Annotated in this window: 26 protein-coding genes; 10 read left to right on the top strand and 16 right to left on the bottom strand. The window is 57.7% G+C overall.

Annotated elements, in window-relative coordinates:
• Positions 1 to 143: 143 nt before the first annotated feature.
• The 3 genes from FC75_RS06970 to FC75_RS06960 form a co-directional block, all read right to left on the bottom strand.
• Positions 144 to 473 (bottom strand): hypothetical protein, encoded by a 330-nt coding sequence (locus FC75_RS06970; protein ID WP_156314483.1) that lies wholly within the window; start codon positions 471 to 473, stop codon positions 144 to 146.
• An 8-nt stretch (positions 474 to 481) separates the two neighbouring features.
• Complete coding sequence (locus tag FC75_RS06965; protein ID WP_054666080.1) at positions 482 to 877, bottom strand: helix-turn-helix domain-containing protein; 396 nt, start codon at positions 875 to 877, stop codon at positions 482 to 484.
• A gap of 266 nt (positions 878 to 1143) precedes the next feature.
• Positions 1144 to 3558 (bottom strand): NAD(P)H-dependent oxidoreductase, encoded by a 2415-nt coding sequence (locus FC75_RS06960; RefSeq protein WP_054666083.1) that lies wholly within the window; start codon positions 3556 to 3558, stop codon positions 1144 to 1146.
• A gap of 397 nt (positions 3559 to 3955) precedes the next feature.
• On the opposite strand from FC75_RS06960, the gene FC75_RS06955 reads away from it, so the two are divergent.
• The gene (locus FC75_RS06955; protein ID WP_054666086.1) at positions 3956 to 4486 is read left to right on the top strand and encodes a GNAT family N-acetyltransferase; all 531 of its coding nucleotides are present in this window, start codon (positions 3956 to 3958) and stop codon (positions 4484 to 4486) included.
• On the opposite strand, the gene FC75_RS06950 is transcribed toward FC75_RS06955, so the two are convergent.
• The 4 genes from FC75_RS06950 to FC75_RS06935 all read right to left on the bottom strand — a co-directional run bounded on the left by FC75_RS06950 (position 4470) and on the right by FC75_RS06935 (position 8172).
• Positions 4470 to 4754, bottom strand: a complete 285-nt coding sequence (locus FC75_RS06950) for a hypothetical protein (protein WP_056989492.1) — start codon at positions 4752 to 4754, stop codon at positions 4470 to 4472. The genes FC75_RS06955 and FC75_RS06950 overlap by 17 nt on opposite strands.
• 165 nt (positions 4755 to 4919) lie before the next feature.
• Positions 4920 to 6722: an oligoendopeptidase F gene (pepF, locus tag FC75_RS06945; RefSeq protein WP_056989491.1), complete on the bottom strand. Its 1803-nt coding sequence runs from the start codon at positions 6720 to 6722 to the stop codon at positions 4920 to 4922.
• A gap of 61 nt (positions 6723 to 6783) precedes the next feature.
• Complete coding sequence (locus tag FC75_RS06940; protein WP_056989490.1) at positions 6784 to 7338, bottom strand: ECF transporter S component; 555 nt, start codon at positions 7336 to 7338, stop codon at positions 6784 to 6786.
• A gap of 3 nt (positions 7339 to 7341) precedes the next feature.
• On the bottom strand, positions 7342 to 8172 hold the full coding sequence (locus FC75_RS06935; RefSeq protein WP_056989489.1) for a PfkB family carbohydrate kinase: 831 nt from the start codon (positions 8170 to 8172) through the stop codon (positions 7342 to 7344).
• Positions 8173 to 8294: 122 nt separating this feature from the next.
• Between FC75_RS06935 and FC75_RS06930 the strand changes: the two genes are divergently transcribed.
• The 5 genes from FC75_RS06930 to FC75_RS06910 all read left to right on the top strand — a co-directional run bounded on the left by FC75_RS06930 (position 8295) and on the right by FC75_RS06910 (position 12872).
• Positions 8295 to 8990, top strand: coding sequence for a DUF554 domain-containing protein (locus FC75_RS06930; RefSeq protein ID WP_054664068.1), 696 nt, complete (start codon positions 8295 to 8297; stop codon positions 8988 to 8990).
• Positions 8991 to 9305: 315 nt separating this feature from the next.
• Positions 9306 to 9911, top strand: a complete 606-nt coding sequence (locus FC75_RS06925; RefSeq protein ID WP_054664065.1) for a WxL domain-containing protein — start codon at positions 9306 to 9308, stop codon at positions 9909 to 9911.
• Between the two features lie 66 nt (positions 9912 to 9977).
• Positions 9978 to 10442, top strand: a complete 465-nt coding sequence (locus tag FC75_RS06920) for an LPXTG cell wall anchor domain-containing protein (RefSeq protein WP_054664062.1) — start codon at positions 9978 to 9980, stop codon at positions 10440 to 10442.
• A gap of 2 nt (positions 10443 to 10444) precedes the next feature.
• Positions 10445 to 11674, top strand: coding sequence for a hypothetical protein (locus FC75_RS06915; RefSeq protein WP_054664059.1), 1230 nt, complete (start codon positions 10445 to 10447; stop codon positions 11672 to 11674).
• Positions 11675 to 11837: 163 nt separating this feature from the next.
• The gene (locus FC75_RS06910; RefSeq protein ID WP_056989488.1) at positions 11838 to 12872 is read left to right on the top strand and encodes a WxLIP family cell surface protein; all 1035 of its coding nucleotides are present in this window, start codon (positions 11838 to 11840) and stop codon (positions 12870 to 12872) included.
• 77 nt (positions 12873 to 12949) lie between these two features.
• Here FC75_RS06910 and FC75_RS06905 read toward each other — a convergent pair whose 3' ends face one another.
• The 4 genes from FC75_RS06905 to FC75_RS06890 all read right to left on the bottom strand — a co-directional run bounded on the left by FC75_RS06905 (position 12950) and on the right by FC75_RS06890 (position 15080).
• The gene (locus tag FC75_RS06905) at positions 12950 to 13360 is read right to left on the bottom strand and encodes a peptide deformylase (RefSeq protein ID WP_056989487.1); all 411 of its coding nucleotides are present in this window, start codon (positions 13358 to 13360) and stop codon (positions 12950 to 12952) included.
• Between the two features lie 15 nt (positions 13361 to 13375).
• A complete protein-coding gene (locus tag FC75_RS06900) occupies positions 13376 to 14038 on the bottom strand; it encodes a LysE/ArgO family amino acid transporter (protein WP_156403588.1) in 663 nt (220 codons plus the stop codon).
• Positions 14002 to 14766 carry a class I SAM-dependent methyltransferase gene (locus FC75_RS06895; protein WP_056989485.1) on the bottom strand — a complete coding sequence of 255 codons (765 nt, stop codon included), beginning with the start codon at positions 14764 to 14766 and terminating at the stop codon, positions 14002 to 14004. Before FC75_RS06895 ends, FC75_RS06900 begins: the two co-directional genes overlap by 37 nt.
• 92 nt (positions 14767 to 14858) lie before the next feature.
• Positions 14859 to 15080, bottom strand: coding sequence for a P8 family protein (locus FC75_RS06890; RefSeq protein ID WP_082397761.1), 222 nt, complete (start codon positions 15078 to 15080; stop codon positions 14859 to 14861).
• A 207-nt stretch (positions 15081 to 15287) separates the two neighbouring features.
• Here FC75_RS06890 and FC75_RS06885 point away from each other — a divergent pair, with 207 nt between their 5' ends.
• Positions 15288 to 16550, top strand: a complete 1263-nt coding sequence (locus FC75_RS06885; RefSeq protein ID WP_056989484.1) for an MFS transporter — start codon at positions 15288 to 15290, stop codon at positions 16548 to 16550.
• A 93-nt stretch (positions 16551 to 16643) separates the two neighbouring features.
• Here FC75_RS06885 and FC75_RS06880 read toward each other — a convergent pair whose 3' ends face one another.
• The gene (locus tag FC75_RS06880) at positions 16644 to 16907 is read right to left on the bottom strand and encodes a Txe/YoeB family addiction module toxin (RefSeq protein WP_054664047.1); all 264 of its coding nucleotides are present in this window, start codon (positions 16905 to 16907) and stop codon (positions 16644 to 16646) included.
• A complete protein-coding gene (locus FC75_RS06875; RefSeq protein WP_054664078.1) occupies positions 16900 to 17169 on the bottom strand; it encodes a type II toxin-antitoxin system Phd/YefM family antitoxin in 270 nt (89 codons plus the stop codon). Before FC75_RS06875 ends, FC75_RS06880 begins: the two co-directional genes overlap by 8 nt.
• A 353-nt stretch (positions 17170 to 17522) precedes the next feature.
• Between FC75_RS06875 and FC75_RS06870 the strand changes: the two genes are divergently transcribed.
• From FC75_RS06870 to FC75_RS13180, 3 genes are read left to right on the top strand one after another with little or no spacing between them, the layout of a single operon-like run.
• Positions 17523 to 17801 (top strand): hypothetical protein, encoded by a 279-nt coding sequence (locus FC75_RS06870; protein ID WP_054664044.1) that lies wholly within the window; start codon positions 17523 to 17525, stop codon positions 17799 to 17801.
• A 2-nt stretch (positions 17802 to 17803) separates the two neighbouring features.
• The gene (locus FC75_RS12995) at positions 17804 to 17944 is read left to right on the top strand and encodes a hypothetical protein (protein WP_225350775.1); all 141 of its coding nucleotides are present in this window, start codon (positions 17804 to 17806) and stop codon (positions 17942 to 17944) included.
• Positions 17941 to 18192 (top strand): type II toxin-antitoxin system PemK/MazF family toxin, encoded by a 252-nt coding sequence (locus FC75_RS13180; protein WP_338033674.1) that lies wholly within the window; start codon positions 17941 to 17943, stop codon positions 18190 to 18192. The genes FC75_RS12995 and FC75_RS13180 overlap by 4 nt, the downstream gene beginning before the upstream one ends.
• A gap of 99 nt (positions 18193 to 18291) precedes the next feature.
• Here the strand turns inward: FC75_RS13180 and FC75_RS06860 are convergent, their stop codons facing one another.
• The 3 genes from FC75_RS06860 to FC75_RS06850 form a co-directional block, all read right to left on the bottom strand.
• Positions 18292 to 18492, bottom strand: coding sequence for a hypothetical protein (locus FC75_RS06860; protein ID WP_054664041.1), 201 nt, complete (start codon positions 18490 to 18492; stop codon positions 18292 to 18294).
• A 30-nt stretch (positions 18493 to 18522) separates the two neighbouring features.
• The gene (locus FC75_RS06855) at positions 18523 to 18723 is read right to left on the bottom strand and encodes a hypothetical protein (RefSeq protein ID WP_054664038.1); all 201 of its coding nucleotides are present in this window, start codon (positions 18721 to 18723) and stop codon (positions 18523 to 18525) included.
• A 178-nt stretch (positions 18724 to 18901) separates the two neighbouring features.
• Positions 18902 to 19921, bottom strand: a complete 1020-nt coding sequence (locus tag FC75_RS06850; RefSeq protein WP_054664035.1) for a sugar kinase — start codon at positions 19919 to 19921, stop codon at positions 18902 to 18904.
• Positions 19922 to 19957 lie beyond the last annotated feature (36 nt).

Genomic DNA, 19957 nt, shown 5'->3' with positions numbered 1-19957 from the left:
ATGGCCTTTTTGGTCTAGTCGCTAAGGTGTTGCACTTGAATTGTAAACTGGGGAAACAAAAGCGGCCGCACACTGTGAAGTGTGCGGCCTTGGGGGCTTACATTGTATTGTCTCAAGCACTCATATATTTTCTGCGGCCAACTCTAAATTTGACCGGAACTAAGCACCAAAATCGCACAAACCGCGGTCACTGCCAGCACTGCAAAAATCGCCACAGCCGCAATTTTTAACCGCTGGCGCAGTTGCGGCTGATCGACCGTGGGATTGATCGGGTGACTGCGCCGCAAAGCGAGATATGCCAACAAACCAATGCCATTTTGCGTGCCCGCCGTTAAGACCGCAGTTAGCTTCGGGTGCGCCATTTCCCGGGCAATGGCATCGACGGTGAGCAAACGCGCCAGGAGATAGAACAGGGCGAAAACGGCGATCACCATTGCCAGAAGCAAAGTCGCAAGTAGCCAAATCATCATCATTAGTCACCTCAGATCAGTTTAATGATCAGGAAGAACGCAGTCGCAATGCTTCCTACCATCAGCAACAAGAGCAGCGCAGTCAGCCAGACAACATGACTAAAAATCATCACACCAACCGTCAGCACAATGTTCATCAATAACAGAAACACTAACCATTTTCCTGTTCGTGCAACGTTTGTCGCATCAACCCAGGATTTCACCATTCGTTGATCACCTCTCAACATTTCATCTAAGGAGAGATGATAAAGATCGGCCAACCGCATCACCCGCTCAACGTCCGGGTAACTGCGCGACGTCTCCCAGTTAGAAATCGTCTGCCGACTGACGCCCATGAACTCGGCCAATGATTCTTGGGACATGCCAGATTTGGTCCGGGCGTTTCGCAGCTGTTCGCCAATAATCATTTATCATCACTCCTTAAGTTGAGATTAGTGGAGATTGCCCTCTCAGAGTACCAAATAATTTTGACAAGCAGCAAAATATCGTCAAATCGGGTGGGCAAGTGACCGATTGCCATCAAAAGCAGCCGCATATTCCACCAACCGTGACAAGTGCAATTTGCGCATCAAAGCATAGCCACCATCGAAAAAGGTGCTGCCAGAAGAGGCAACACCTTTAATGATTCAAGTGATTTTCCCAAAGCCCATTTTTGGATAAAAACTTGAGGCCGCTATTTTTCTCCTTTGGCCTTAGCGACCGCCTGGGCCACCGCTTCCTTCAACGCGTTGCTGGTCACCGATGCGCCTGACACAGCATCGACTTCCGGCGTGTTGGCCGCGACCATTTTGGCCGGCAGCTCGTGGATGGCCTTCAGACCGACATCCCCGCTTTCGCTTTGCTGCAGGACTTCGACGTCTTGAATCTTGTCATCCTTATAGGTCACCCGCACCACTAGGCGGTCGCCCATGCCGTTGTCGCTCACCCCAATGTACTGATCAGGGCCAACCGGATAGTCAGCTGCGCTGGTCTGCGAATACGCGGTCACGCTGGAGGTTGCCTGGTGCTCAGAGGCGCTCGTCGACGCGTCCGGAGTGGCTGCCGCCGGCTGGGTGGTTGTCGCAGCCTGTGCGCCGCCTTTTGGGCGGGCCGCATTCTCGCCGGCGATTTTGCCCCAGATCAGGCACTCGGCGATGTTGTTGCCGCCTTGGTAGTTATTGACGTTGATCCCGCCAAGTTCACCGGCGGAATACAGGTTCGGGATCGGCTGGTTGGCCGGATCCAGGACCTCGGCGCGGGTGTTGCGCTGCGGGCCGCCCTGCGTGTTCAGCATGATTTGCTCCAGCGCGATGGCGTAGTATGGGCCGTCATCGAACGCCCGCATCGTCGCCGGGTCGCGGCCATACGCGTAATCCTCGCCAAGTTCAATGAAGTGGGAAAAGTTTTCGCCGGTCTTGGTCAGGATCTGCGGGTCGGCCCCGATCAGCTTGGCCAGATCCGCCAGCGAATCCGCTTTGATCGCCACGGCATCGAGGTCGACGCCGGTGACGCCTGCCTGCTTGAACGCAGCCATCTGCGTCGCGTCAAAAATCAGGTGCGGGTGGTCGTTGGCCACTGGCACCTTCCAGTCGCCGTGGTAGTAGATGTGCCCGTGGCGGTTGGCCTCGGCTTCGTTGAAGTAGCGGCTGCCGTCATCGCCGGCGACAAAGACGCTGCCGTCCGCAATGTGCGGCCAGCGCTGCAGCAGCAGGCCGCGCTCGCCCGGCTTGGTCGCCAGGGTCAGACCGTGCAGCAGACCGATCGATTCGTAGTTTTGCATGTGCCACATCTGCGCGCCGACTTCCTCGCCCAGCTTGATGCCGATGCCTTTGTTGTACATCGAGCCAACCGGGGCGAGATGCGCGACGCCAAGGTAGTCCTGAACCATTTTTCGGTTGTTTTCAAACCCGCCAGTGGCCAGGACGACGCCATTGACCGCGCGGATGTTTTTCAGGATGTGGTCGGTTTCGATTTGCGCGCCGATCACCGTGCCGTCTTCGGCCTCCAGCAAGTGCTCAACCGGCGAGCTGTACCAGACGTCAATGGCGTTGGCCCGGTCGGTGACCTGCTTTTTCAGCACCTTCCACAGCTGCGCATCCAGGAACCCGTTGTGGACCAGCAACATGTCATAGGACTCACTGCCGGGGTATTCCGGGTACTCGTGCACCATGCCGGTGAGGTCGACCTTGCTGTGATCCCAGTCGTGCGCCACACTGAACGGTTCCACGCCAAGGTAACGCTTCAGGTAGTCGCGCATGTTGACCATGCCGTCCACGTAGGTGTCAATCATGTCTTCGTCCAGGTCCATGGGCTCGGACATTTTCTTGTAGTAAGCCTTCAGCTGGTCAAAATCCTCCCCGGACCCGACCAGCTGACCGGCATAGCGCGTGTTGCCGCCTTCGTGACCTTCCGGCGCGGAATCGACAAGCAGCACCTTGGCCCCGGCGTCGGCGGCAAAGCGGGCCGCCGTAGCCCCGGCGCCGCCGAACCCCAGCACGACCACGTCATAGGTGGCATCCCAGTTGATTGTTTTACCTTGACTCATGTGTTTCTCCTCCTTGGGCGCCTGCCCGATCATGCGAATGAATGCCAGAAACTTGTCAAAACACTGATCCAAAAATTTAAGGGTCTTGGCGTCGGTCAACGCGCCTTGCTTATCGAACGCCTGCTGGCAGTTCGGCAGCATGAACTCGCAGCCCGGCATGACGCACGCCTCAACACCCGGCGCATCCAGGACGTGGCGCAGATCCATTTGGGCCCGCACCGTACCTTGGATGCCGTAAGACGCGCCGACGATCATGACCGGCTTGCCGGCCAGCGAATGATAACTTGATGACAACCACTCGATCGCGCTTTTGAGACTGGCCGTCATCGAATGATCGTACTCCGGCGTCGCGATGATGATGCCATCGGCGGCCTCCACGTTGGCGATCAGCGCCTTCACACTGGTCGGAAACTGGTGCAGCAGATCCTCGTTAAACAGCGGCAGGTCACGGATCTCCTGACACTTGATCGCGGCCTGTCCGGCGTAACGCTGCTGCATGTATGCCAGCAGCTTCCGGTTATACGACACGCTCGCATTATTCCCAACGATTGCTAACAGCTTCACTAAGCTTACCTCCGCACACTCCCAGAATGGCGCAGCCCCCAGTCGCTCAACGCCTACCCAGTTGACCCCGCATAAACGGTGACGGTCAGGCGTGCCGAGCCATTCACAAAACCTTCTCAACCACTTAACAGCTAAATTATATTCCCCTGTCTTGACGCCCCGAAAGCATTTGCACTTCTCGGATGTGAATTGATCCACAACTGCTTGGTGGCAGGACGGCAGGCCCAAGGCGAGCCAATCGGGTCCAAAAAAAAGGCCTCCGCATCGCGGAGAACTCATGTCAGAAACTGGCTAGAGTCGGGCACTCAGCCAAGCAACCGCTATTTTTTGTCGCAAGAAACACTCCCAGCTCGACCGTTGTGCTATCCTTGGCGTAATTATTTTTGAGGTGACGCCCATGACCATCGCATTGCGCGCATTAAATCCGCAGGACGCGGAAGCTGAATACCGGTTCTTTCAGACCATGCCAGAGGAAAATGGCTTTGAGGTGCCGTACCAGGGCATCACTTTTCAGAAATTTGTCGAGATGGCCATTCCGGAACGGCTGCTCAGTGCCCAGGGGCTCGGTCCGGCAATCGGCCGCGTGCCGGACACGTACTTTTTTCTGTGGGACGACGACCAGCTGATCGGACTGTTTAAAATCCGCCACCGCTTGAATGACTGGCTCCGCCACGGCGCTGGCCACATCGGCTACGGTATCCTGCCGGCATTTCGCGGCCAGGGCTACGGCACCCGCGGCCTCGAGCTGGCAATCCAGGCCTGCACGCGCCTGATGCCGGCGACAGAAACCGAAATTTACCTATCGTGTGCGCGCACCAATCTCGCCTCGCTGCAGGTCATGCGCAACAACGGCGGACGCGTGGTGGACCGCGACGAGAAGGAAAATTACGTGCGCATCCCTAGGCCTCAATCTAGTGGTGCTTACTAGATAGCTGCATCTTGACGTATCGCCTCAGCGTCTGGATCAACAAACCGCCAAAGAGCGCGAGCAAAATCAGCCCGACAATCAGCAATCCCCAATCGCGGGCGCGAATCATCTGCCACGTCACCCAACCGCCTAAAGCAGTGCCCGTCCCGTCGACCAGCACCGCAATGATGAGCTGAATCAAGGCGCGCCTTCGATGCGCAGCGTCAAACTGTGGTAACAAGATCAGCTCCAACAGCGGTTCCAGCAGGCAGCCCAGTAAATCTTCCATCAGGTATGCCCCTCCCATCTTAAAATTGTTCACCCAGTCAACAACTTTTATCGCTTAGTTTATGGCATGGTGATTAGAAAGACAACGTTAGTCTCCCAACTAAATACGGGCCCCACTCCACTAGCAATTGCCAGTGCAGGTGAGACCCGTTTTTTTGACTCAAGCTTACTTCTCCAGCGCCGCTTCCAGCGCCTCAAGCTGGCTCTGGAAGGTCGCAAATGCCGCCTCCAGGTAATCCGGCTTGGTGACGTCGATGCCGGCGCGCTTGAGGATGTTGACCGGCGTGTCGGAGTTGCCAGCGCGCAGAAATTCTTTGTACGCTGCGACCGCCGGCGCGCCTTCCGTCAGGATGCGGTTGGCCAGCGTGGTCGCAATCGCCTTAGAGGTCGAGTACTGGTACATGTAGTAGTTGTAGTAAAAATGCGGAATGTAGGCCCAGTATGCTTCCGGCCATGGGTTGGCTTCAACATCCGGCCCGTAAAAGGTCATTTCGATCTCATGGTACTTGGCGCTGAGGTCGCCTGCGGTCAGCGGCGTGCCGGCCGACTCGGTTTCGTACATGTACTTTTCAAATTCGGCGAACTGGGACTGGCGGTAAACCGTACCGATGAAGTCCTCGACCGCCGTCGTCAGGAGGTAAACCTGCTTGTCGTGGTCGCCCTTGGTCTGATCGAGCATATAGGCGTTGAGCAGACTTTCGTTTGTGGTCGACGCGATTTCGGCGGTGAAGATTGGATACTCGTGGTCCCAGTACGGCTGGCTTTCGTCGGCGTAGACACTTTGCATCGCGTGGCCGGATTCGTGCGCCAGGGTACTCATGGCGTCGTAAGTGTTCGTCCAGTTGAGCAAAATATACGGGTGCACGCCGTACGCGACATTTTCAAAGCCACCAGAGGTCTTGCCCTTGGTTTCCAGCACATCGACCCAGCGGTGGGCGAACTCGTCTTCCAGGTGAGCCTGGTAGTCCTCACCCAGCGGCGCCAGCGCAGCCAGGTCGGTCGCCTTGGCTTCCTCGTAGGTCGGCGCAAACGGCGGCTTGGTCCCGGTCAGCGGAATCGCCAGGTCCCAGGTGTGCAGAGTGTCCAGTCCCAGCACCCGCTTGCGCAGCACGTAGTAGCGGTGCAGCAGGTCCAGATGGGCGTGCGTCTGGTCGAGCAGCGTGTCGTACACGCTCTCGGGAATCTGGTTGGCGGACAGGTCCATGTCGCGCGCACTCTGGTAGTGGCGTACGCGGGCCAGCGTGTTTTGCGTGTGCATGTGCGCCTGCATGGTCGCGGCAAAGGTGTAGCGGTGGTCGTAGTAGGCCTTGGCGAACTGGCGCGTGGCCTGCTCGCGGGTCTTGGCGTCGCCGTTTTCCAAAATGACGCGGCGCAGGCCCTTGGTCAGCGGCTGCGTTTTGCCATCGTAGTCAATGTCGCCATAGGTCAGGTCCGCATCGTCCAGCGTCGATTCAATGTCTTCAGCGCTGTCAAAAGTCGTGCCAAACGTGGCCAGCAGGCTTTCCTGATCCGGCGTCAGCACGTGCCCGACCTGGGTGCGAATGCGCGCCAAGGCGTGCGCGTACTGCTTAAGCCGCGGCTCGGCTTCCGTAAACGCCGTCACCTGGCTATCCGGCATCGCGACGATTGCCGGCTCGAACCAGGACAGCTGAGCGTCAAAATTGCTTTGCGTCTTGCTAAAAGTGGCCGCCAGCTGCGCCGCGGCCGCATCAGTGGTGTCCTGCGACACCGCCAACTCGGCATATAAGCCCAGGCGGTCGAGACGTTCTTGCGCCTCAAAGTAGCTGCGGATCACCTCATAAAAGTGCGCAGCGTCGGCGGTGAAGCTTTTCGCCTGACCGGCCAGCTTGGCCGTCGCGGCATTAGCGGCCTTGATCCCCTCATCAAAGTCCGCGGCCGTCGCAAATAAGTCCTTCAAATTCCAAGTTAACTCGACCGGCGCATCAGCGCGCTGGATCTGCTCTGCCATCATAACTCCCCTTTTCCCTATTAATTGATTCCTTTATGGTAGCACTTAAGCCCGCCCGCCACTAGCGCCGCGCGAGTAGCCGCGCAAAAATGGTGTGCAGCGCCAGGTACAACAGCGGCACGATGACTGCGGTCGCCACGGCGTTGATGACCGCCGCCAGCAGGCTTGCAAACGCGGCGCCGACCGCGACGTGAAACGACGTGCCGACCATCAGCGCCTCGACCACGCCGACCAAGTACGACGTGACCACCTTGGTGAAGCCGGCGATAATGCCGATGGCCACAATACGGCCGGAATGATTTTTCAGATTCAGCGCCCGCACCAGCAGTGTGACCACGATGGCCATCACGGCGACCTCAGACACCGTCAGCCAGGACGTCGCGGCGTACCCGTTGAGCACGTCGAAGCCGCCAAGCCCAATCGCCCCGGCGACAAAGCCCCAGCCGCCGCCGAGAAAAATAATGGCCAGGATCATCAGCGGATTGCCAAAGTGAATGAACGGCCGCCCGACGATTGCCGGCAGCGGGATCCGCAGCACCCAGATGCCAATGTAAATAATGGCAGCGAATAACGCGGTAAAAATCAACTTGCGCGTACGTAATGTGCGATCACTCATGTTTTATAACTCCTCCAATTCTCGGCTCAGCCACGGCAGCCCGGTGGCAAAGTTCAGCCCCAGCCGCGGGTCGTCAGTCTTCTGAATGGCCCGGGCGACAAAATTAGCCCCTAAAATTGCGGCGTGCTGCAGGGTCTGACCGCGCATCAGCGCCCCGCAGACGACCGCGGCAAACAGGTCCCCTGTGCCAAAGTAGTGGCCAGGCAGCCGCTGGTTGCGGTTCACCCACGCCGGCGCGGCCGCGTCGGTGCAGCCGGCCACCGCCAGTGACCCATCCAGCAGCGGGATCCCGGTGACTAGCGTCTGCACACCAAACCGGGTGGTCAGCGCGGCCGCCAAATCCGTTGCGTTTTCATCTGACCGCGGCGCCAGGTCCGGCTGCTGTCCCAGCAGCAGCTGTGCTTCCGTTAGGTTCGGGGTGATCACAGACGCCTGCGGGATCAGCGCCCGCATCGCGGCGACGTATGCGTCATCAAAGCCGCTGTATAGCTTGCCGCCATCGGCCATAGCCGGGTCCAGCAGCTGCACCGGCGCCGCTTGCCAATCGGGTAAGACCTGCTGCCAGGCCGCCAGCGCCGTCTTCCCTAAGTACCCGAGCAGAACGCCTTGGGGCTGCAGCGGTAAGGTCTGCCAGTGCGCCGACGTGGGCGCGATTTGCGCCGCCAGGCTGGTGACCACGGGCTGGCCGAGGCCACCGGTGTGCGTTGAGAGATAAGCGGTCGGCAGGACCGCGCAGTTGAAACCCAGGGTCGCCAGCACCGGCAGCGCCACGCCAAGCGACACCTGCCCGACCCCGGACAAATCTTCGCTGATGATCACCTGTGGTTGTGTCAAGGCACCCCACCTCCTAAGAGCCAATCATACCAGCTTTTGGGCGAGGGACCGAGTTCTTTTTCTGAAAGAATGTTTGCCGCCTAATTAAGGTATAATCAGACTTAATACGTGGAGGCGAGACTATGATCGGCACGCTGTTTAACGTTACGATGATCATCATTGGCAGCTCAGTGGGGGCGCTGTTTAAGCGCGGCATCCCGGAGTCGGCGCACCACGCGCTGATGACGGCGATGGGCCTAGCGGTCATGATGCTCGGCATCAATACGTCGATTCAGAAAATGCCGCACTCTCATTACCCGGTCCTCTTTATCGCGAGCATGGCGCTTGGCGTTCTCATCGGCAGCGGCCTCGACCTGGACGGCCACTTTAACCACCTGCTGGGCAAGGCCAGTAAAAGCGGTTCGAACCTGAGCGAAGGCCTGTCGACCGCGATTCTCCTGTTTTGCATCGGCACCCTGTCGATCGTCGGGCCGATGGAGGCAGCCCTCAAGCAGGACTACACGTTTCTCTTCACCAACGGCACGCTGGACCTGATCACCTCGATGGTGCTCGCCTCGACGTTTGGCATCGGCATCATGCTGGCGGCACCCGTGCTGTTTTGCTGGCAAGGCGGCATCTACCTCATCGCACTGCTGCTGCGCGGGGCGATCTCATCCGCCCTGCTCACCGAGATCTCGATCGTCGGCGGCGTCTTAATTTTCGCGTCCGGGGTCAACCTCCTCGGCCTGGCCAAGATCAAGACGCTGAACCTGCTGCCGGCGCTGGCAATCCCGCCGCTGTTTTTCGGGGCCATGGCACTGTGGCAGCACCTGGTTTAGCGGCAATTAGTTAATCTAAGCAAGTTTTCCAAGCCAGCCGCGCGCTGGCTTTTTTCGTCTCGCGCGCGCGGGTGTCACTTTGAGAAACGGCATTCACGGCTTACCCGAAAGTGCACTTTCAGTCCCCACAACCGGGATCAGTCGGCCATTCAATAAATTTGTAAATGCCGTTATACCGGCTATAATTATGATAACTATAATTATTTAACTATTTTCAAGGGTTCTGAGTTGCGGCACTAAAAAGAATCTCGTTATGCTTATTTACGTAAGCTACTAATTGTCACTGTCACTCACAACATTAGGAGGGTTTTGTTCATGAAGAAAGGTTTACTTGCTTCCGCTTTGGTTCTCCCGATTCTGGCGATGGGTATGGGAAGCGGCACTGGGGTTTTAGCCGCTGAAACCACTGGGCCATCAAATCCAGAAATCACGAAGACCTCAAAGGCCAGCGTTGTTGTCACCCCTGGCAAGCTTGAATTAGTTGCCGTTCCCGACCTGAACTTCACCAAGGTGTCTGTCTCTGACATTGCGACAAAGCCGTACACTGATTCCCGTCTGGCAAGCACTCGCTTCTCGCGCGTGCTGCTGAACGACTTCCGCGGCGATTCAAAGGGCTGGAAGCTGTCTGCAAAGCTGGGCAATCTGAACAGCGGCAAGAACAAGATCAACAGTGCTCAGATGATGTTGACACTGGGGCAAACCGGCAACAAGACCATGCCGGGCCAGCTCGGTGGCTACACCTGGCTGCGCGCTGGTGGTAACTCGGCAACGCTGCTCGCTACCTCTGACAAGAGCTCAGGCAGTGGCTTGGGTAACTACAAGATCAACACCACCGACCTGCGGATCGATCAACAAGAAGACATTCAAGCTGGCGCGTACACTGGGACCATGACCTGGACCCTTGCTTCCACCGGCCGCTAACAACCTCAACCTTACGTGTGAGCCGATGCCATCAGGCTTCGGCTCTTTTTAGAAGGAGGGATTCAAGTGAGTAAGATAACGCCTCTGCGCTGGCTCTCAACGCTGGCAGCCGCGTTCATTTTGACTGGCGGCCAGGCTGTGTTGGCAGCGGATAAGAATCCGCAAACAAAAGACAGCAACGTCGGCATTGTCATCGTGGACGACTCAGACCCACAAGACCCGGACCCAATCGACCCGGATCCTGTAGATCCAGACCCTGTTGATCCCGACCCCGTGGATCCGGAAGACCCAGACACCCCAACCGATCCGCAAGACCAGGAAGAAAACGACAGCGCCGCAATTGTGCCACCAAGTCAGGATGACGACACGCCATCCGGCGGTAATGCGGCAACCACCACCGATGAGGAAAAGCAGGCTGATTCAGCCCTGCCGCAAGCCGGCAGCTACTCCAGCATCGGTTTGATCACCGCTGGCCTGTTGGTGCTGGGCGCGTTGTCCGGCGTGTTGTTCCTCGATAGAAAGAAGGGTTAGTTATGCGGCAAACAAAGTTGATGACGCTTGTGACCTTGGCTTGCGCGCTGGCCATCCCGCTGTCTTCGTTGACCCCAGTGCTGGCGGTCGACTCAGGAACTGCAGCGCCAGCCGCTCAGGTGGTTGCGGCTGATGATGCGGCCACCGCAACCGAAGCTGCTGCGCCAAGTGCGGATAGCGCAACGGCAACGGCGCCAAAGGAAGACGTCCCGGCAGTTCAGCCGTCCACGCCAAGCGTGACGCCGGAAACCGAAGCGGAACCGGCGATCCCGACGCCGGCACCGGAAACTGAAGCGGTTGCCCCGACGCCAGCTCCGGAAGCGGAAGCCAACGCAGCAGCCCCAGCAGTCAAGCCAATGCCGGAAACGGCCGCTGCGGCGGATAAGCACCACCCGGAAAAAGAAGAATGGCGCGCCAAGGCCACTGGCGAAGTGCGGCTGGGCACCATTTGGAACACCGGCGGTCCGGTGGGCAATGCCACCGTTCAGGCCAACGACCATTTAGTTGTGCGCTACACCCTGAACTACAATGACTCCAAGAACATCGACTGGAAAAAGCTGACCGGGACCTTCACCGTACCGACCAACTACCAGCTCGCCCCGAGTGCGCAAGGCATGACCATCCGCGTGAACGGGCGGTCTCAGGTGGTGACCGCCAGCGGCACGAATCGCCTGAACAACATTTTGCTCGGCACTGCCCACACCACCCACGCCAAGAGCATCATCGTGGACATTCCGGTCGTGGCGAAAGACGACGCGCGGAATCAGGCCAAAGCCACCGCGGAGTTCAATGTGCCAAAACACCACGCGAAGACCGAAGTGGCCCTGCCGCTGCCGAAGCACAAACTGTCGCTGGACGTGCCAGGCTTCTTCTTCGGCTGGACCTCTGTGAAGGCTATTGCTTCCGGCCAGGTCGTGCAGAACAACGTGCACGCCCCGAACGGCTGGCTGGACTTTGAGAACACCGACCCGAACCTCAAGGGCCGCCTCACCGCCAGCATGAGCAGCTTCAACCTGGGCGACGGCTACCAGCCTGGCGGCGTCACGTTGAAGTTCAGTGTCGGCAAGTATCAGGTCGCGCTTAAGGATAACAGCACCACAACCACCATTGGCAACGGTCAATCCATTGATGCCCCGATCGACAACAGCCAACTGATCATCGACCAGTTCGATGGCGTCACTGCTGGCACCAAGGCCGGGACCATCACCTGGAACTACACCACAGCACCGTAGCACCACCGGGGGGCGACCCCCGTTTTTTTTGCTGGCAAAGGGTTCTGAGTTGCGCAACCGCCCCGCATCTTCATACAATTAAAGTAGTAAACTAATCGCTTTTAACAAAAAACTACGTCAGGAGATTGCAGCCATGAAGAAACTTTGACTCATCCTCGGCGCCTTGGCGCTCACTTTCGGTCTCGGCCTCGCGCAGCACCAGTCGGTTCAAGCGGCAGGCGCCGAGTTTTCTGTGACCCCGGTCCTGGGCAACGACCAGATCAACGGGGTGACCGACTACTTCAACTTGCTGGTGTCGCCCAGCCAGACCCGCGATCTGCAGGTGCAGGTGGAAAACACAAGCAAGGAAGCCAAGACTTTTGTCGTGACACTGACCAACGCCTACAGCCAAAGCAACGGTGAGATCGGCTACGAGCCCAAGGACCAGGATGACGTCGACCCGTCGCTGACGGCGCCCTTGACCAGCTTCAGCAGCAAGCCGAAACAGGAAGTCAAAGTGGCGGCTGGCCAGACCCAAACCGTGACCATTCCGCTGAAGGTCCCAGCGGCCGGCTTCACCGGCGTCAAGCTGGGCGGCATTCACGTGCTCGACCAAAGCGTCAGTGCGCCAGCTGAGGCCGGCGAAGGCATCAGCCTGAACAACCAGTTCGCGATGATCATCGGCGTGCAGCTGCAGACCAACGCGGACGCCGTGGTGACGACCCAGCCCGACCTCAAGCTGGGCAAGGTCGCGGCCGGCACGGAAAACAACAACGCAAGCGGCGGCGTGATCGTCACGCTGCGCAACGTCGCGCCAATTTACATCGATGACCTCAAGGCCACCGTCGAAGTGACCAAAAAAGGCGAATCCAAGCCGCTGCTGACCCGCACCGTGACCCAGTGGTCGATGGCGCCAAATTCCAGCCTGCCGCTGACGCTCAGCACCGAAAAAGAGCTCGAGCCAGGCGATTACGACGTCAAGGTGAACGTCGCCACCAGCGACAAGGACTGGGCATTCAAGGACCAGTTCACCATCAAGGCCCAGGAGGCCAAAAAGGTGAACCAGGCGCTGGGCCTGACCCCGAAGTCAAACGGCCCGACAAGCGGCTCCGGCAGCTGGGTCTGGTACCTGGTCGGCGGCATGGCCGTGGTCATTGTCGGATTGGCCGGCGGTATGGTGTGGTGGTGGCGCCGCAGCCGCAAGCAGCAGGCCGCGTAAGGCTTACAATAGCATTTAAGCACCACGAAAAAAGGAAAGTCCTCACTCGGGCTTTCCTTTTTCAGTTAACCATGAAGTTAGATCAGCACCCCATCGCAGTGGGCGACCTCGTGTTGAATGATCTGGGCGACAAAGCCGGTGAACTCCTGGGTGTGCGGCTTGAAGTTGACGTCCTGGAACTGGACAGTGATCTGCTGAAACCGGGTGGCCGGCCGCTCGCCGTCCAGGCTCAGGCAGCCTTCGGTGGTTTGGTACTGGCCGGTCTGCCCAGTGATGTAAGGATTGACCATGACCACCGGTAGCGGGCCCATCTGCACGATGATGATGCGCTTGGCCACGCCGATCATGTTGGCCGCCATACCGACACAGCGCGTGGCGTTAGCCGCGAGTGTGTCCTTGAGGTCCTGCATCACCTGGCGGTCGGCAGGCGTGGCCGGCTGCGCCTTTTGCTGCAGGAAGAGCTGGTCTTTTTCAATCGGTCTGATCATTGAAGTGCCCCTTTTCTAAAACGCCTTGAGGATCGCCCGGACGGCCTGAACCACCAAGTTCACGCCGTAGCCCATCACGATCACGCCGGAAATAATGTTGATCCACATGATGAGCCGGCGCGGCAGCCGGTCCTTCAGTAGGTTCAGCGCCAGCGTGATGCCCGTGAACCACACGGCGCTGGCTGAGATGATTCCCGCCAGAAACACCAGGGCCTGCGCGCCAGTCAACGGCGCCCGCAGTGCCCCCAGCGTGACCCCAGTGTCGATCAACGCCTGCGGGTTACCGAACGAGACCACGAAGGCACCGGTGAACCACTGGCGCAGGGACTGTTCCTGCTGGCGGTTGCCAAACGCCGCCGCATTGGCGCCGCGCAGGATGCCCCAGCCGGTCCAGATCACGACCGCGCCGCCAAGGCCCATCACGCCAATGCGCAGCACCTCATTGCTGGCGATCAGCGACCCGAAGCCCAGAAACGCCACCGTCGACAGCAGCGTGTCGAACAGCCAGATGAAGCCCAGGACGATCAGCGCCTTTTTCAGCGGGTTGCTCAGCGCGTTATTGAACGCAAAAATGTTCTGCATGCCGATCGACGACACCAGCGCCAGCGCGATCACAAACGCCCGCAGGTACACGGCCAGCATCAGCGCGCCGCCGGTTTCTCGGCGCAGGTGGCCCAAAACGTTGGAATGCGCAGCTGGTCCAGCCGGCCCTCGCCGTTGTAATCCTCGTACATGTCCCTAAACGAAAGGCCTGCCTGAAGCTGGCCGCGCAGCTGCGCGTCCAGCGTGTGGGAAAATTGAATGCCGTCTTCCTTGGTATCAATGCTGGCCATTAGTTTCGCGTCTTTGAGTGGGTTATATGGCAGACCCCGGACGATTTTTTCCTCGTGGGCGTCGTCAACGATGTAGTTGATGCCGTTGTCCATCCCCACTAACAGCCGGCCGCCGGGCTTTAAAATGCGAGCACACTCGCGCGACAGCGGCAAGACTTCCTCAATGTAGCAGTTGGCGACCGGCTGGATGATCAGGTCAAAGGCCTCGTCGTCAAACGGCAGCGGCTGGGTCATGTCGGCGCGCACGATGGTGATGGCGTACCCTTCGTGATCCGCCAGCTGACGCTCGGTTTGCAACTGCGCCTTGGAGTAGTCGAGGACCGTCACCGCCGCGCCCATCGCCGCAAGCAGCGGCATCTGCTGGCCGCCGCCGGACGCCAGGCCCAGCACCTTTTTCCCACGCATGTCGGCAAACAGCCAGTCGTGCGGCATCGGCCGCGTTGGGGTGAGCAAAATGTCCCACTGGCCGTGCTGCGCGTTGACGTAGGTCTGGTGATCGATCGGCTGACCCCACTGCCAGCCGGCCTTCACCCAGCCGTCCACCGTGTCTGCGTTAATGTCCTGATAACCCATGAGTGCCTCCGCGAAAAATTAGTTGCGTTAATCATAGCATATTAAAAGCGGGCTGCACTGGGCAGCCCGCTGATTTGAATGGTGTGGTTGAGTTACTTCTTCAGGAGTTTCTCGGCCAGAGCCTTCACGTCGTCGTCGCTCATGTCGAGCACCGGCTTCATTTGCTCCTCGGTCTTGATCGTGTCGTGGTTGTTTGCTTCCATGTAAGCGTCCCAAATCGCGTCACGGACAGGGGTTTCCTCATCGCTCCAGTCAAACACTGCGTTCATTGGTTCGTCGAGTACAAGAGTCTTTTCTGGGTCTACTGCCATGATTTAATACCTCCGTATGTTTTTGTCTTAATTAACAACAAATTCATTATAGAACACTTTCGGCCAAAAGCGTTAAATTTACTAGCACTTTATTTTGCTGAGTGCTAATTGTTGACAAAACGCTTCTCGGTGCGGCCGACTTTTTGATTGACACTTACCCAGAATAAGCTAACCATATAGGTGTAACTACACTAGAAAAGGGTCTGGCTCATGAACGTTTTGCGCACGATGTTCTCCTCGCTAAGTGAAAAAAACTTCCGGTACTTCTGGCTGGGCCAGTGCGTATCGACCATGGGCACGTGGATCCAGCGCACCGCGCAGACCTGGCTGGTGTACGAAATGACCAAGTCCGCGTTCAAGGTCGGCTTGCTGTCGGCGTTTCAGTTCATCCCCATCATGGGCCTCACGCTGGTCGCCGGCACCCTGATCGACCGCTTCCCTAAGCGCACCATTTTAATGATCACCCAAAGCGCCTTCCTGCTGCTGGGTGTGGTGATGACAGTGCTCGTCTACACCGGCATCGTGCAGTACTGGGAGATCCTGCTCATCGCGCTGCTGTACGGCTGCTTTCAGGCCTTCGACACGCCGACCCGCCAGAGCTTCGTCGTCGAACTGGTCGGCCAAAAGAACCTGATGAACGGCATTTCGCTTAACTCCACCATTTTTAACTTAGCGAAAATCGCCGGGCCGGCGCTGGCGGGCGTGCTGATGGCGCAGTTTTCCGTCGGCTTCTGCTTCCTGGTCGACGCTATTTCGTACCTGGCCGTGCTGCTCGGGCTGTTCTTGATCCAGCAGGACCACGTCGTCGCGTCACACTCGCACGAGCGCGTCTGGACCGACCTCAAGGAAGGCCTGCATTACGTCTGGACCCACGCCGCCGTGCGCTTGTCCGCCGAGCTGATGCTGATCGTCTGCACGCTTAACTTCAACAACAACGTCATCATCCCCATTTTGGCCAAAACCGTCTTCCACGGCGGCGCGCAGACCTACGCCAATCTGCTATCGGCCACTGGCGTCGGGTCGCTGATTGCCGCCTTTTTGATGAGCTACCTGTCGCGCTACGGCATGCAGCGCAACATTTACCTCTGGGTCGGCATCGGCACCGCGACCCTGCAGGCCGGCATGCTGTTTGTGCGCAGCTACTGGCTCGCCATGGTGGTGATGGTGCTGGTCGGCTTTTGCAACATGGTCTTTCTCAACCAGTCCAACGCGTCGTTCCAGTTCAACATCCCGGGCGAGCTGCGCGGGCGCATCATGTCCGTCTACGTCCTGCTCAACCAGGGCTCCACGCCGGTCGGCTCACTGTACGTCGGCAGTGTCATGGACGTGTTCGGCGGCCTGTGGGGCTTCCCGTCCTGCGGGTTCTTGGCGCTCATCCTGCTGATCCCGACCCTGCTGGTCAACCGCAAGCTCGTGTCAAAATGGTTCCACCAAAGCCGCGCCGACAGCATCCGCGAGGCGTCGGGGCAATAATCTCCGCCATTCAAAAAGCACCACGATTAAAAACTCGTGGTGCGTATGGGCGGACAGGTTGAACTAATCATGCTTGATGACCCAACCTGTTTGCTAGAGATCATAATGATAACGGCAGGAAAAAATAATGATCGCATTGTTTTCAATGCTGTACACTAATCGATCCTCCTGGGAAATCCGACGTGACCATTTACCTTGAAGCTCAAATCGCAACGGCTCTGGCTTGCCAAGGCCCTCGTAAGGCGTTGAATCGATTGATTTAATTAACTTGTTGATTCTCTTGATGATCGCTTTATCATTCTGAGCGTGCCAGTACAGATAGTCATCCCAGGCGTCATCTGTCCAAGACTTAATCATCGTCCCCACCCTCCAGCAAGTCATGCACTTTGGCCTTGCCAGACTGAATTTGCTTATCGCCCCGGCGAATGCGTGCCATTAGATCGGGGTTGCTCAACAAGTACATGGTTTCTTGCATTGAGTCATAGTCACTTTTGCTCATCACAACGATGGTGTCTTCCGGATCCTTGGCTGTCACCAACAATGACTCGGAATCCTGGTTCACCTTCTGCATATAAGACTTTAGGTTTTTACGAAAGCCGCTGTAAGAAACTGCATCCAAAGTCATCCACTCCTTCCATGGGCCTATTGTACCAGATTGCGTACCATTGTACCACAATTTGTACAATGTAAGATTCTCGCCAGTGTCATCCAGAAAAGTTCCTCAGTCTTTTCGATTAGTCCATCCGCAGTCAACCGTTACTACTCCTGTGAGACGCAACGCGCCCTGCATTCAATCGTGCAAGGCGCCTTGTTTGTGAGACTAATCAGAAAGCCTCAAAAGCCGCGCCGACAGCATTCGCGAGGCGTCGGGGCATAGTCTAGTAACGAAATGTACGGTCAGCACGTCGACGAAACGATTCGTCTGTCGGTACGGTAATTCCGGTGTATACTTTTATCACACGAAGGGATGTGTTGACCACGAAGACAACAACTAACAAACAAGGCCGCGTCATCGGCAAGTTTATTACCAGGAAGTCGGAATATTCAGTCAGCCTGACCGTCCCCGCTGAGACCGGGATTAAACCAGGACAAGAGTATGCATTACGGGTTCAAGATGATGGTTCACTGCTTTATGAACCGCGTCACGTAAATTTTTGGCATACACCTGACGCAGAAAAACACAATTTTCGGGCAGATTTGGACAAAATAGGCAACTTCTCTGAAGAGCCTCGTGTAGGTAAGGAGCTTTAGTCATGGCAAACTCACCTCTCACAAGTAAGCGAGACTTGTCCGCACCAAAACAGGGTGACATCATCACGATCGACGCGGAGCCGCCTGCTGGCAGAAATATGGTGGTCATGATCCAAGGCGGGGCAACATTAGGCGACATTTGATTGTCCTATCCAACACTGACTACAATCAGCTCACCGGCATGGTTGTGGGGATGGCCATCACGACCACAGATTTTGCGGACATGAGTGGTTACCTTCCGTTTGTTGATCTCGAAAGTAAGACGAAGGGAAATATTATCCTTTGGCAGTTGCCGACCTTTGATCAGGTTGCGAGACATGCGAGCATTATCGGTCACGTCAGCCCTAGTATGCTTAACACGCTTAAAAAAGGTAGCAATCGATATTTTTGAATAGCGTCGCTGCAAACGAAAAAACAACTCATCTGTATACTTAACGGCGCGTCCTTGCACATCAAAGTGCAAGGACGCGCCGCTTTTTTACGTCACCATTCAGAATGCCCCAAGCAGAAGGGCCACCCCCATGCCGGCGAACACAAGCCCGATAAAGAAGCTGTAGGCCAGCCCGAACGGCGAAAAGGTCGCGGCGTTCGGGTCCGTGCGCCGGGTTAGCGTGTGCCTGAACCGAAAGCTCAGATAAACCTGCCAGGCGCCCAGTAAAATCAGCGCAATACCTGCAATAGTTTTCCACATGATCATCACTCCCTTGCCCGGGATGCCAACTCAAAACTGCATAAAAAACGTCGCGATCCCGATTCCGACAAACATGATCCCCAAGTAGAAACTGTCCGCCAGCGCCAGCAGCGAAAACGAGGAGGTCGCGGCATTCCCATGATGCGTCACCTGATGACCGTAGCGCTTGCTAACCACCATCTGCCAGATCCCCAGCAGGACAAACAGCACCCCAACAATTCTTTCCCACATTTTACTTCCTCCTTCTAACGACCTAAGCATAGTGCTTCCCAGAGCCGTTAAATCAGTCCTTAGTCGCAATTTTGCTGAGGCCCAGGGCGGAGGAAAACCGGCTTATTTTACCGGTTCAACAGCGTCAAAACAGGCCCGCACAATTGACTGCGGGCCTGGTTGGAAATTTTTTCGACTGCTACCGGTTCATCGCCCCGGCGTGGTTCATCAGTGCCTTCACCTCGGCGTCAGTGTTCAGATTGATGTCGCCTTGAATCGTCAGCTTGAGCACGGAAGCGGCCAGCGCGTAGTTGATCAGCGGCTCGCCGGTCAGGCCCTGCCGCATCGCGTGCAGCAGCCCGGCGCCAAAGGCATCGCCGGAGCCAACGCCTTCCATCACGTGCAGGTGATGGGTCACGGCGCGGCTGAGCGTTCCATCCTGCAGCAGCAGCGCGGTCCAGTCCGAATCCTCGACCGAGCGAATGTCGCGCAGGATCGAGCCAACGGTGTGAATGTTGGGATACCGGCGCTGCACCTCGCGCATGGCGGCCTCAAAGCTGGCCACCTGCTCGATGCCGCGCGTTTCGTCGCCGTCGAATGCCTTGATGCCCAGCGTTGCCTCGAAGTCCTCGTCGTGGGCCAGCACCACCGATACATGCGGCAGCAAGGTCTTCATCGTCGCCTGGGCTTGGGCCGGCGTCCACATTTTGCCGCGGTAGTTGGTGTCCAGCACCACGGTGATGCCGTGCGCCTCGCAGTACCCACAGGCGGCCTGCAGCGCACTGGCCATCGCCGGCGACAGCGCCGCCGTGATGCCGGAGAAGTAGAATGTGTCGACGTCGTCAAGCAGCATCGGCCAGTCGAACTCATCCGGCTGCGCCTCGGCAAAGCTGCTGCCGGCGCGGTCGTACACCACGCTGGTCGTGCGCACGCTGGCGCCTTTTTCAAAGTAGTAAATGCCTAGCCGCGGGCCGCCGCGCAGGATGCGCGTCGTGTCGACCCCGTAGCCGCGCAGGGTGTACAGCGCTGCATCGCCCAGCGGGTTGCTTGGCAGCTTGGTCAAAAAGGCCGCGTCCTCGCCCAAAAGCGCCAGGCTGGCCGCCACATTGGCCTCGGCGCCGCCGTAGTTCGCCTCAAAGCTGGTCGTCTGAATGATCCGCTCGTTGACCGGCGGCTTCAAGCGCAGCATGATCTCCCCCATTGTCAGTACTTTTGTCATGATGATCCTCCTTGATTAAAAAAACCGGCGCAGGCG

This window comes from Lacticaseibacillus camelliae DSM 22697 = JCM 13995 (assembly GCF_001436615.1).
Lineage (GTDB): Bacteria > Bacillota > Bacilli > Lactobacillales > Lactobacillaceae > Lacticaseibacillus > Lacticaseibacillus camelliae.
The sequence above is the reverse complement of the archived record's forward strand: the minus strand, read 5'-3'. Positions and strand labels throughout refer to the sequence as shown.

Excerpts from the sequence above, each read along its gene's own strand:
- FC75_RS06950 (WP_056989492.1), bottom strand. The coding sequence starts at position 4,754 with ATGGAAGATTTACTGGGCTGCCTGCTGGAACCGCTGTTGGAGCTGATC.
- FC75_RS06940 (WP_056989490.1), bottom strand. The coding sequence starts at position 7,338 with ATGAGTGATCGCACATTACGTACGCGCAAGTTGATTTTTACCGCGTTA.
- FC75_RS12995 (WP_225350775.1), top strand. The coding sequence starts at position 17,804 with ATGGCAAACTCACCTCTCACAAGTAAGCGAGACTTGTCCGCACCAAAA.
- FC75_RS06880 (WP_054664047.1), bottom strand. The coding sequence starts at position 16,907 with ATGATTAAGTCTTGGACAGATGACGCCTGGGATGACTATCTGTACTGG.
- FC75_RS06930 (WP_054664068.1), top strand. The coding sequence starts at position 8,295 with ATGATCGGCACGCTGTTTAACGTTACGATGATCATCATTGGCAGCTCA.
- FC75_RS06965 (WP_054666080.1), bottom strand. The coding sequence starts at position 877 with ATGATTATTGGCGAACAGCTGCGAAACGCCCGGACCAAATCTGGCATG.
- FC75_RS06885 (WP_056989484.1), top strand. The coding sequence starts at position 15,288 with ATGAACGTTTTGCGCACGATGTTCTCCTCGCTAAGTGAAAAAAACTTC.
- FC75_RS06925 (WP_054664065.1), top strand. The coding sequence starts at position 9,306 with ATGAAGAAAGGTTTACTTGCTTCCGCTTTGGTTCTCCCGATTCTGGCG.
- FC75_RS06970 (WP_156314483.1), bottom strand. The coding sequence starts at position 473 with ATGATGATGATTTGGCTACTTGCGACTTTGCTTCTGGCAATGGTGATC.
- FC75_RS06895 (WP_056989485.1), bottom strand. The coding sequence starts at position 14,766 with ATGGGTTATCAGGACATTAACGCAGACACGGTGGACGGCTGGGTGAAG.
- FC75_RS06855 (WP_054664038.1), bottom strand. The coding sequence starts at position 18,723 with ATGTGGGAAAGAATTGTTGGGGTGCTGTTTGTCCTGCTGGGGATCTGG.
- FC75_RS06860 (WP_054664041.1), bottom strand. The coding sequence starts at position 18,492 with ATGTGGAAAACTATTGCAGGTATTGCGCTGATTTTACTGGGCGCCTGG.
- FC75_RS06915 (WP_054664059.1), top strand. The coding sequence starts at position 10,445 with ATGCGGCAAACAAAGTTGATGACGCTTGTGACCTTGGCTTGCGCGCTG.
- FC75_RS06850 (WP_054664035.1), bottom strand. The coding sequence starts at position 19,921 with ATGACAAAAGTACTGACAATGGGGGAGATCATGCTGCGCTTGAAGCCG.
- FC75_RS06955 (WP_054666086.1), top strand. The coding sequence starts at position 3,956 with ATGACCATCGCATTGCGCGCATTAAATCCGCAGGACGCGGAAGCTGAA.
- FC75_RS06905 (WP_056989487.1), bottom strand. The coding sequence starts at position 13,360 with ATGATCAGACCGATTGAAAAAGACCAGCTCTTCCTGCAGCAAAAGGCG.
- pepF (WP_056989491.1), bottom strand. The coding sequence starts at position 6,722 with ATGGCAGAGCAGATCCAGCGCGCTGATGCGCCGGTCGAGTTAACTTGG.